Source organism: Flavobacterium sp. AC274, assembly GCF_979258275.1.
Map to the genome: position 1 here is coordinate 122,963 of NZ_OZ409852.1, position 12,130 is coordinate 135,092.

Sequence of the window (12,130 nt, forward strand, 5' to 3'; positions counted from 1 at the left end):
TATAATGAACAAAAAAGCATTCATATTCGACCTTGATGGCGTAATTGTCGATACTGCTAAATACCACTTTTTGGCATGGCAGAAAATCGCTCAGTCGTTAAATATAAATTTTACACATGAAAACAACGAACTTTTAAAAGGCGTGAGCCGTGTTCGTTCGTTGGATATAATTCTTGAATTAGGAAACGTTCAGGCTTCTCAGGAAGACAAAGAGAAATGGCTGATTCAAAAAAACGAAGATTACTTATCTTATTTAGTTGACATGGACGAAAGCGAGATTCTTCCCGGAGTTTTTAAAATTCTTCAGCTATTAAAAGAAAAAATCAGGGAATTGCGTTGGGTTCTGCGAGTAAAAATGCCCGACCAATTCTGGAGAAAACAGGAATTCTTTCGTATTTCGATGTTATTGTTGACGGAAACGATGTTACCAATGCAAAACCGGATCCGGAAGTTTTCTTAAAAGCGGCTCAATTATTAAACATTGACCCAAAAGATTCAATTGTATTTGAAGATTCAGTTGCCGGAATCCAGGCAGCAAACATAGCAGAAATGATAAGTGTAGGAATTGGTGAGGAAACAATTTTACATGAAGCTGATTATATTTTTAAAGATTTCACCGAAATCGATTCACAGTTTATCGAGAAACTAATTAATTAGAAAATGTGCCAATTTGATAATTAGATAATTTACATAAATCTGAATTATTTAATTATCAAATAGAAATCATCAACTGATATTTTAAAAATAAAATCATCTAATTAAAAAGTAAAATAGTACAACAACAAGCAATTAAGGATAGAATTAAATTAGAAGTAGCCAAAGACAAGTAATTATCTCATTTTCTAATTGACACATTTTCTAATTACCCTAATTAATTGCCACATTATCTAATTAAGAAATAATGAATCAAGATTATATAAAACCAGACAATTGGTCTATCATAGAAGAAGGATTTGATGTAGAAAGAGTCAAATCGTCTGAAAGTCTTTTTAGTATCGGGAACGGTGCAATGGGACAACGCGCTAATTTTGAAGAAACATACTCTGGAGAAACTTTTCAGGGAAGTTATATTGCCGGAATTTATTATCCGGATAAAACCAAAGTGGGTTGGTGGAAAAACGGATATCCAAAATATTTTGCGAAAGTATTAAACGCGCCAAACTGGATTGGTATCGATGTTCAAATCAACGAAGAAAATCTTGATTTAAACAATTGCACCGAGGTTAGAAATTTCCGCAGAGAATTGAATATGAAAGAAGGATGGTACAATCGTTCTTTTGAAGCAACATTAAAAAACGGAACCGAAATTGCCATAAACGTTCGTCGTTTTCTTTCTTTGGATTTGGATGAAGCCGGAATTATCAAATTTGAAATTACGCCTTTAAACAAAGACGCCAAAATTGTTTACAAACCTTATATTGATGCCGGAGTTACCAATGAAGACGCCAATTGGGAAGAAAAATTCTGGGAACCGCTTGAAGTAAAAAAATCAAATAGTGAAGCTTTTGTAACCGCTCAGACATTCAAAACGCATTTTAAAGTTACGACTTTCATGCACAATACGATTCTTGCAAACGGAGAAAATGTAAATATTTCACCTTCTACAATCGATTCAACTTCAGATAAAGTTCAGTTTACTTACGGAACAATTATCGCAAAAGGACAAACCTCAGCCATTCAAAAAATTGGGGGATATACCGTTTCTTTAAACCACGAAAATACTTTGGCTGCAGCCGAAAAAACAATAAAAGCTGCCCTTAATTTAGGATACGATGCTTTACTTCAAAATCAAATTGATGCCTGGGCAAAAATCTGGGAGATGTCAGACATTACAATTGATGGCGATGTAAAAGCACAACAGGGAATTCGTTTTAATATCTTTCAATTAAACCAAACTTACTTAGGAAAAGATTCTCGTTTGAATATTGGACCAAAAGGTTTTACAGGAGAAAAATACGGCGGATCAACCTATTGGGATACCGAAGCATATTGTATTCCGTTTTATATGGCAACTAAAGATCAGCAAGTTGCGAGAAATTTATTGACTTACAGATTTAATCAATTGGATAAAGCGATTGAAAATGCCAAAGATAATTTAGGTTTCAAAAACGGAGCGGCTTTGTATCCAATGGTAACCATGAATGGTGAAGAATGTCATAACGAATGGGAAATCACACACGAAGAAATTCACAGAAACGGAGCGATTGCTTTTGCAATTTATAATTACCACCGTTTCACCGGAGATTACTCTTATATTCCTGAAAAAGGTCTGGAAGTTTTAATCGGAATTGCGCGTTTTTGGCACCAAAGAGCTTCTTTCTCTAAAGAAAAAAGTCAATACGTAATTCTTGGCGTTACAGGTCCAAATGAATACGAAAACAACATCAACAATAATTTCTACACCAATTATATTGCAAAATGGTGTATTGATTATGCGGCAGAACAAATTACGAAAGTCGCTGTAGAATATCCTGCAGATCACAAACGCATTTTAGAGAAAGTAAATCTTTCCGGAGATGAAATTCAGGAATGGAAAAAAGTAGCAGATAATATGTATTTCCCAACTTCGAAAGAGTTAGGAATTTATTTGCAGCAAGACGGTTTCCTTGACAAAGATTTAGTTCCTGTAAAAGATCTGGATCGCTCACAAAGACCAATCAACCAAAAATGGTCTTGGGATCGCGTTTTACGTTCGCCTTACATCAAACAAGCCGACGTTTTGCAATGTTTTTATTTCTTTGAGGATCATTTTTCTAAAGAAGAATTAAAACGCAATTTCGAATTCTACGAGTCATTTACGGTTCATGAAAGTTCGCTTTCACCTTGCGTACACTCGATTCAGGCTGCGCATTTAGACAAAATGGATATGGCTTATACGTTCTATTTAAGAACTTCTCGTCTTGATCTTGATGATTATAACAAAGAAGTTGAAGAAGGTTGTCACATCACATCAATGGCCGGAACATGGATGAGCATTGTAGAAGGTTTTGGCGGAATGCGTGTTAAAAATGACCAGCTTCATTTTTCGCCAAAAATTCCAAAAGAATGGAAAGGTTACTCTTTTAAAATTAATTTCAGAAACCAAATTTTAAAAGTAGCTGTGAATCATGACGAAACAACATTTACTGTAGACGGCGATCAAGATTTAACAATTGTAGTTAACGGAAATCCTGTAATTGCAAGTAAATTTGTACAAATAAATTAAATTACCCTTAAAACTTAAAAAACATGAAAAACTTATTTTTCGCAAGTTTAATCTTGTTTGCATTTAGCTCGATCGCAAATGCACAGCAATTAAAATCACCCGAAGGAAAGTTCGTAATGGAATTTTCGCTGCAAAACGACGGAACTCCAACTTATAATTTAAAATATAAAAATAAAGAAGTTGTAAAAACCAGTAAATTAGGTCTTGAACTTAAAGATGATAAAAAATCTTTATTGAATGACTTTACAGTTGTTGATACAAAAACTTCAACCTTTGATGAAACCTGGAAACCAGTTTGGGGAGAAGTTGATAATATTAGAAATCATTATAATGAATTGGCTGTTACTTTAAACCAAAAAGGAACAGAAAGGCAAATCGTAATTCGTTTCCGTTTATTTGATGACGGTTTAGGATTTAGATATGAATTTCCAGCACAAAAAAATCTGACTTATTTTATTATTAAAGAAGAAAGATCTCAATTTGCTATGACTGGAGATCACACCGCTTTCTGGATTCCGGGAGATTACGACACTCAGGAATACGATTATACAAAATCGAAATTATCTGAAATTAGAGGATTATCTGAAAAAGCATATACAGCAAACGTTTCTCAAAAAAACTTTTCTCCAACAGGAGTTCAGACTTCTTTGATGTTAAAAACTAATGACGGAATCTATATCAACTTACACGAAGCGGCTTTGATCAATTATTCTTGTATGCACCTGAATTTGGATGATAAAAACATGACTTTCACTTCTTGGCTAACGCCAGATGCAAAAGGAGACAAAGGATATATGCAGGCACCAAGTCACTCGCCTTGGAGAACGATTATGGTTAGCGATGATGCTAGAGAAATCTTAGCTTCAAAAATGACTTACAACTTAAACGATCCATCAAAAATTGAAAATACTTCGTGGATTAAACCCGTAAAATACATCGGTGTTTGGTGGGAAATGATTACAGGAAAAAGCTCTTGGTCATACACAAACGATTTTCCAACAGTTCAATTGGGAGTTTCTGATTTCTCAAAAGCAAAACCAAGCGGAACGCACGGAGCAACAAATACTAACGTAAAAAAATATATTGATTTTGCTGCTGCAAATGGCTTCGACGCTGTTTTGGTTGAAGGATGGAACGAAGGCTGGGAAGACTGGTTTGGACATTCAAAAGATTATGTTTTTGATTTCGTAACGCCTTATCCTGATTTTGATGTGAAAGGTTTGCATGAATATGCAAAATCAAAAGGTGTAAAAATCATTATGCACCACGAAACTTCAGGTTCTGTTCGTAACTACGAACGTCATATGGACAAAGCATATCAATTCATGAAAGACAACGGATATGATGCCGTAAAAAGCGGTTATGTGGGAGATATTTTGCCTCGCGGTGAAAACCATTACGATCAATGGATTGTAAACCACTATCAATATGCTATCGAAAAAGCGGCAGATTACAAAATTATGGTGAATGCTCACGAAGCCGTTCGCCCAACAGGAATTGCAAGAACGTACCCGAACTTAATTGGAAACGAAGCAGCAAGAGGAACAGAATACCAAGCTTTTGGAGGTTCTAAACCAAATCACGTTACGGTTTTACCATTTACACGTTTAATTGGTGGGCCAATGGATTACACTCCGGGAATTTTCGAAATGGATATCAGCAAAATGAATCCTGAAAACACATCTCATGTAAACAGTACAATTGCAAATCAATTGGCATTATATGTTACCATGTACAGTCCGTTGCAAATGGCAGCTGATACTCCGGAAAATTACAACCGTTTTCCAGATGCATTCCAATTCATTAAAGATGTGGCTGTAGACTGGTCTGAAAGTAAATATATTGAAGCTGAACCAGGCGATTTTATCACTGTTGCGCGTAAAGCAAAAGGAACAAACAATTGGTTTGTTGGTAATGTAAACGGAGAAACTCCACGTACATCAAACATCGATTTCAGTTTCCTTGAAAAAGGTAAAAAATATACTGCTACAATTTATGCTGATGCAAAAGATGCGCATTACAAAACAAATCCGCAAGCTTATACTATCAAGAAAATTGCTGTAACAAACAAATCAAAATTATCGCAGTTATCTGCTCCGGGCGGAGGTTATGCGATCAGTATTATCGAAACCAAATAATTTTCTAAAAGACAGGCAATTTTCCCCGAGATTGCTTGTCTTTTTTTAATCTGATATATTTAGTTGTCCTGCAATCCCGAAGCTTCGGGACAAAACCTTGCAGGTCTACTTAAGCATTATTCAATATACCTACAAGGTTTTGAAAACCTTGCAGGAAATCGAACTAAAAATACAAACTATGAACAACCTAAAAATAAACCACCATTTCTATAAATTAATCCTAATGCTGCTGTTATTTTCCGCTTCCGCGAAAGCGCAAATCCAGAAAGTAGAACCGCCATTTTGGTACGTCGGAATGAAAAATCCGGAATTGCAGATTATGTTTTACGGAAAAAACATTGCTCAATATGAAGCTTCGGTTTCAAATAATGTCGTGATCAAAAATGTAGAAAAAACGGAAAATCCAAATTACCTTTTCGTAACAATTGATACGCAAAACCTAAAAGCTTCTGAATTGGTTTTCTCTTTCAAAACCAAAAATAAAGTTGCATTTACGCAGAAATATTCGCTTAAAGAAAGAAGAGCAAATTCGGCTGACAGAAAAAGTTACGATGCATCGGATATGATTTACTTAATCATGCCCGATCGTTTTGCTAACGGAAATCCGAAAAACGACAGCGACCCATCTTTAACAGAAAAGGGAAATCGCCAGGATCCAAGCGGACGTCACGGCGGAGATATTGAAGGAATTATCAAAAACTTAGATTATATTTCGTCTCTTGGCGCAACTACAATCTGGAGCACGCCTTTATGCGAAGACAATGATAAGCAGCATTCATACCACACTTACGGACAATCTGATGTTTACAAAATTGATCCGCGTTACGGAACTAACGACGATTACGCTCGTTTATCTGCAGAAATGCACAAAAAGAACATGAAACTGGTTATGGATTATGTAACGAATCACTGGGGAATTACGCATTGGATGATTCAGGATTTACCAACAAAATCATGGATTAATCAATTTGAAAATTATACTCAAACACATCACCGTCGTGAAGTTATTACAGATATTCATGCATCAAAAATAGATCAGGAAGTTTGTGTTGACGGTTGGTTTGTACCTTCAATGCCTGATTTGAATTTAAGAAATCCTTTGGTAGCAAAATACTTGACTCAAAACGCAATTTGGTGGATAGAATTCGCCAATCTTGACGGATTTAGAGTAGATACTTATAACTATTCTGATGCAACTGCAATGGCAAATTGGGCAAAAGCAATTACAACTGAATATCCGAATTTTAATATTGTGGGCGAAATCTGGATGCACAATCAGGCGAATTTGGCTTATTGGCAAAAAGACAGTAAAATTGGTGCCATCGAAAACTACAATTCGAATTTGCCAAGTGTAATGGATTTTACGCTTCAAAGTCAAGTGGTTTCTGCATTTAGTGAAAGTGAAGGAACCTGGGATAACGGAATGATTAAATTCTACAATAATTTTGCAATGGATTATCTGTATCCAAATACCAACAACATTTTAGTTTTTGCCGAAAATCACGATACAGATCGTATGAATGATAAGTTTAAATATGATTTTCCTAAATACAAGCTAGCAATGACTTTATTGGCTACAGTTCGCGGAATTCCACAATTGTATTATGGTTCAGAAATTGGAATGGGCGGTGACAAAAGCAAAGGAGATGCAGACATTCGTCAGGATTTTCCAGGAGGATGGGCAGGTGATAAAAACAATGCGCTAACCGCAGCTGGAAGAACTCCTGAACAAGCAAAATATTTTGATTTTACATCGAAATTATTCAATTGGAGAAAATCAAACGAAGCCGTTCACTTCGGAAAAATGACACATTATATTCCTGAAAATAATAATTACGTTTATTTTAGATATACAGATACTAAAACGGTGATGGTGGTTTTTAATAATAATGCTACAGCCCAAACTATTAAAACCAATCGTTTCAAAGAAAACATCAAAAATTTTAAATCAGGGAAAGATATTTTGACCGGAAAAGCATTCGATTTAAGTTCTGAAATTACTTTAGAACCAAAATCGGCTTTAGTTTTAGAATTGGAATAAAACATCAAAGATTTTTTTCACACAACGCATATCGTAGAGACGCACAGCAGTGCGTCTTTTTTTATGTTCAAAGAGACCTGACAGGTTTTAAAAACCTGTCAGGTCTAACAACGGTAAAATCTAACACAATATATTTCCGCCACGAATTCACGAATTATTCTTTTATAAATTCGTGAATTCATGGCGGTTTTTTCATTTATATGATTTCCTTTCTTTATCTTTAATATTCTCGCTCAAAATTAATTTTAATGAATAACGAAAATACTTCTAAACCGCCTTTCGTTTGGGAAGGAGCAAATGTTTATTTTTTACTTACCGATCGTTTTTACAATGGAAATCCATCGAACGATTTAAACTTCAACAGAATCAAAACTCCGGGAAAATTACGTGGTTTTGAAGGCGGAGATATCATCGGAATTATAAAAAAAATCGACGAAGGTTATTTTGATAAATTGGGAATAAATGCCATTTGGCTTACGCCGATTGTAGAACAAATTCACGACGGCGTTGACGAAGGAACCGGGCTGAGTTATGGTTTTCACGGTTATTGGGCGAGAGACTGGACGGCTTTAGACCCTAATTTCGGAACAAAAGAAGATTTAGCCAATCTGGTTAAAAAAGCACACGAAAAAGGCATTAGAATTATGCTTGACGGCGTTATTAATCACACCGGACCTGTAACCGCAGAAGACCCGATGTGGCCGGAAGACTGGGTTAGAACCGGAATTGTCTGCGATTATAAATCATTCGAAAACACAACGATGTGTACTTTGGTCGATAATCTTCCCGATGTTAGAACCGAAAGCAATCAGGAAGTTGAATTGCCTTCTTTTTTAATCGAAAAATGGAAAAATGAAGGTCGTTATGAAAAAGAAATTACCTCGTTAAATGAATTCTTCAAAAGAACAAATTACCCAAGAACTCCAAAATATTACATCATAAAGTGGTTAACCGATTATATTCTGGAATTCGGAATTGACGGTTACAGAGCTGATACTGTAAAACATACAGATGAAGATGTTTGGGTTGATTTTAGAAAAGAATGTGATTACGCATTTGAAACCTGGAAAAAACATCATCCGCTTGAAGTTTTAGATCAGAATCCGTTTTATACGATTGCTGAAGTTTATGGTTATGAAATAAGCGGCGGACTGGATTATGATTTTGGAGACAGAAAAGTAAACTATTTCGAAAATGGTTTTAATTGCATGATTAATTTTGAATTTAAACTCGATGCCCAAAATGATTATGAAGTTATATTTTCGAAATATTCAGCCAAACTTCAAAATGAATTAAAAGGTTTTAGCGTTCTGAATTACGTATCATCCCACGACGATCCCACTCCATTTGATGGAAATCGAAACAGAACTTTTGAAGCGGGAACAAAACTTCTACTTTCTCCCGGAATTTCTCAGGTTTATTATGGTGATGAAACAGGTCGTTCTCTTGTAATTGAAGGTACGGAAGGTGACGCCACTTTACGATCTTTCATGAATTGGGAAGATGTTGAGTCAAATGAAGAAACGCAGAGGATACTTTGGCATTGGCAAAAACTAGGACAATTCCGCAGAAATCATCCTGCGGTTGGAGCAGGAATACACAATATGATTTCAGATAAACCGTATATTTTTTCAAGAAATTTTACTAAAGTTAATTATAAAGACAACGTTGTAATTGGTTTAGATTTAGGAACTGGTAGAAAAGAACTTCCGGTTAATTCTGTTTTTGAAGATGGAACCAAATTAAAAGACGCTTTTTCAGGACAAGAAACAGAAGTTCAAAATGGAAAAGCAATCATCGATTCTGAATACGGTCTTGTTTTGTTAGAACTTACTTAAAAGCAATGAAACAAAATCGCAAAGTTTGTCACGCAGATTTTGCAGATCTAAGCCGATTTAAATTTTAAAAATTATCTGCGTGAATCTGCTTAAATCTTTTTAAAATCTGCGTGAAAAAAAATCATTGTAATCTGTGAAATCTTTGGCGAACTTTTTTTATATAAATCCTTGCGTACTTTGCGTAAATCTTTGCGACCTTTGCGGTTATAAACTTACTCACAAAGAAAATGCTGAAAATAGCACATCGCGGCGCCAAAGGATACGAACCCGAGAATACTTTACAGGCTTTTCAAAAGGCATTAGACTTAAATGCTGATGGAATAGAACTCGATGTTCATTTAAGTTCCGACGGACATATAATCGTAATTCACGACGAAACCATCGACAGAACAACCAATGGAAAAGGTTTTGTAAATACTTTATCTTTAAGCGAATTAAAATCGTTTTTGATTGCGGATCAACTTGAAATTCCAACGTTAAACGAAGTTTTTGATTTAGTGGACAAAAAATGCCTCATCAATATTGAATTGAAAGGCATAGGAACTCCTCATAAAGTTGTTGCTTTAATTGAAGAATATATTTCGGATAAAAACTGGAATTATGAGCATTTTATTATTTCAAGTTTTGACTGGAATATGTTGCGGGAAGTTCACAATTTAAATCCAAATATTGCAATTGGAGTTTTAACAGAAGAAAATATGGATACAGCTTTGGCTTTCGCCGAAAAAATAAAAGCGCGTGCCATTCATCCGGATTATCAATTATTGAATCAGGAAAATACCAAGGAAATACAAAAGAAAGGATTCCTGGTTTTGCCCTGGACAGTAGATTCTGATGAAGATATTCAAAAAATAAAAAGCTATAATGTAGACGGAATTATTAGTGATTTTCCGGATAAACTATAAAAAATCATTGTAATTTTTGTCAAAGTTTAAAACTTTGACAAAAATAATTTAACAAGTCCACGCCTTAAAAATTTGTGCTAATTCGTGTAATTCCTGGCAAAAAAATCGTGGCAAACCAAATAATATGATTCAAAATTTCGACATAATTATTGTTGGCGGAGGCGCTGCAGGTTTTTTCACGGCGATTAATATTGCAGAGAAAAATCCAAAACTAAAAATTGCCATTTTAGAAAGAGGAAAAGAAGTACTTTCTAAAGTCCGCGTTTCCGGCGGTGGACGCTGCAACGTTACACACGCTTGTTTTGAACCTAATGAATTGGTTAAATTTTATCCCAGAGGCGAAAAAGAACTTCGTGGCCCGTTTCATCAATTTTGTTCTGGTGACACAATTGAATGGTTTGAAAAACATGGTGTTGAATTAAAAATAGAAGATGACGGAAGAATGTTTCCGGTTTCAAATTCATCTCAAACTATAATTGATTGTTTCTTAGAAGCAACAGGAAAACTCGGCATAAAAGTCTTAACGGGACAAAGCGTACAATCTATTTACAAAGCCGAAAATCATTGGAAAATTGATACTCAAAGCGATAAATTTATTACCGAAAAATTAGTTCTTGCAACCGGAAGTAATCCTAAAATTTGGGAAATGCTTCAGGAAAAAGGACATGCGATTATTAGCCCCGTTCCTTCCCTATTTACTTTCAATATTAAAGATCCTCGCATAAAAGAATTACCCGGTGTTGCGGCACAAGTTACCGTTAACGTAAAAGACACCAAACTCGAATCGACCGGACCATTATTAATTACGCATTGGGGAATGAGCGGTCCGGCAATTCTAAAACTTTCGGCTTGGGGAGCGCGTATTTTATTCGATAAAAACTATCAGTTTACGATTTTCGTCAATTGGTTAAATGATGTTGATACCGAAGATGGCGAAAAAATCCTAAAAGACTTAAAACAGGAACATGCGAAAAAAGCAGTTTCTAAAAAATCACCTTTCGATTTCCCAAATCGTTTGTGGGAAAGTTTGGTTTTAGCTTCCGGAATTGAAAACGAAACAAAATGGGCCGATTTATCTAAAATTCAATTACAGAATTTAGCTTCTCAATTGACAAAAGCAAAATTTCAGGTAAACGGAAAAAGTACTTTTAAAGAAGAATTTGTTACCGCAGGCGGAATCGATTTAAAAGAAATCAACTTTAAAACCATGGAAAGCAAATTACATCAGAATCTATATTTTGCCGGAGAAATTGTAAATATAGATGCCATTACGGGAGGTTTTAATTTCCAAAATGCCTGGACAAGCGGGTTTATTTTGGCTAATAACATATAATATAGAATGAGATTTAAAGGAATTATTTTTGATTTAGACGGAACCTTAGTTAATTCATTAGAAGACATTTCAGATGCTATGAATACTGTACTTACAGGTTTAAATTATCCCACTCATACTTATGATACTTATCAATATTTCATAGGAAGCGGTTTGCGAAATTTGGTAAGCAAAGCATTGCCTGCATCAAACAATTCTGATGAACAAATTGAAATTTGTTTTGATTGTATGATCAACGAATATCGCGAAGTTTGTACTATAAAAACAAAACCATACGAAGGCATTGTAACGTTACTGGATAATTTGGTTTCAAGAAATATTAAATTAGCGGTCTTTTCAAACAAGGCAGACGAACTTACCAAAAAAATAGCCGCAGAAATATTTCCTAATTATTTTGACGCTGCCGTTGGTTTAAGTACTGAAGAGCTTAAAAAACCGAATCCGTTTGAAGCTTTAGAAATAAGCAAAACCTGGAATTTAAAACCCGAAGAAATTCTTTTTGTTGGAGATTCAGATATTGATATGCAGACCGCAATAAATGCAAATATGTTTGCTGTTGGAGTTTCCTGGGGTTATCGAACAGAAGAGGAATTAATTGGCAACGGTGCGAAAGTGGTAATAAATAAACCATCGGAATTAATTCAGATATTATAAATACATATACAAACCG

General features: G+C 35.0%; 7 protein-coding genes and 1 pseudogene. All 8 read left to right on the top strand.

Annotated features, from left to right (window positions below; all coding sequences use genetic code 11):
- Positions 1-4 precede the first annotated feature (4 nt).
- Positions 5-657: pseudogene (pgmB, locus tag ACZZZT_RS00515) on the top strand (beta-phosphoglucomutase).
- A 244-nt stretch (positions 658-901) separates the two neighbouring features.
- Positions 902-3,205 (top strand): glycoside hydrolase family 65 protein, encoded by a 2,304-nt coding sequence (locus ACZZZT_RS00520; RefSeq protein ID WP_463459083.1) that lies wholly within the window; start codon positions 902-904, stop codon positions 3,203-3,205.
- A 23-nt stretch (positions 3,206-3,228) separates the two neighbouring features.
- Positions 3,229-5,343 carry a glycoside hydrolase family 97 protein gene (locus ACZZZT_RS00525; protein WP_463459084.1) on the top strand — a complete coding sequence of 705 codons (2,115 nt, stop codon included), beginning with the start codon at positions 3,229-3,231 and terminating at the stop codon, positions 5,341-5,343.
- Between the two features lie 178 nt (positions 5,344-5,521).
- The gene (locus ACZZZT_RS00530) at positions 5,522-7,384 is read left to right on the top strand and encodes a glycoside hydrolase family 13 protein (RefSeq protein ID WP_463459085.1); all 1,863 of its coding nucleotides are present in this window, start codon (positions 5,522-5,524) and stop codon (positions 7,382-7,384) included.
- A 248-nt stretch (positions 7,385-7,632) separates the two neighbouring features.
- Complete coding sequence (locus ACZZZT_RS00535; RefSeq protein WP_463459086.1) at positions 7,633-9,222, top strand: alpha-amylase family glycosyl hydrolase; 1,590 nt, start codon at positions 7,633-7,635, stop codon at positions 9,220-9,222.
- 227 nt (positions 9,223-9,449) lie between these two features.
- Positions 9,450-10,127: a glycerophosphodiester phosphodiesterase gene (locus ACZZZT_RS00540; RefSeq protein ID WP_463459087.1), complete on the top strand. Its 678-nt coding sequence runs from the start codon at positions 9,450-9,452 to the stop codon at positions 10,125-10,127.
- A gap of 124 nt (positions 10,128-10,251) precedes the next feature.
- Positions 10,252-11,460, top strand: coding sequence for a BaiN/RdsA family NAD(P)/FAD-dependent oxidoreductase (locus ACZZZT_RS00545; protein WP_463459088.1), 1,209 nt, complete (start codon positions 10,252-10,254; stop codon positions 11,458-11,460).
- Between the two features lie 6 nt (positions 11,461-11,466).
- Positions 11,467-12,114: an HAD family hydrolase gene (locus tag ACZZZT_RS00550; protein WP_463459089.1), complete on the top strand. Its 648-nt coding sequence runs from the start codon at positions 11,467-11,469 to the stop codon at positions 12,112-12,114.
- The last annotated feature ends 16 nt before the right edge of the window (positions 12,115-12,130 follow it).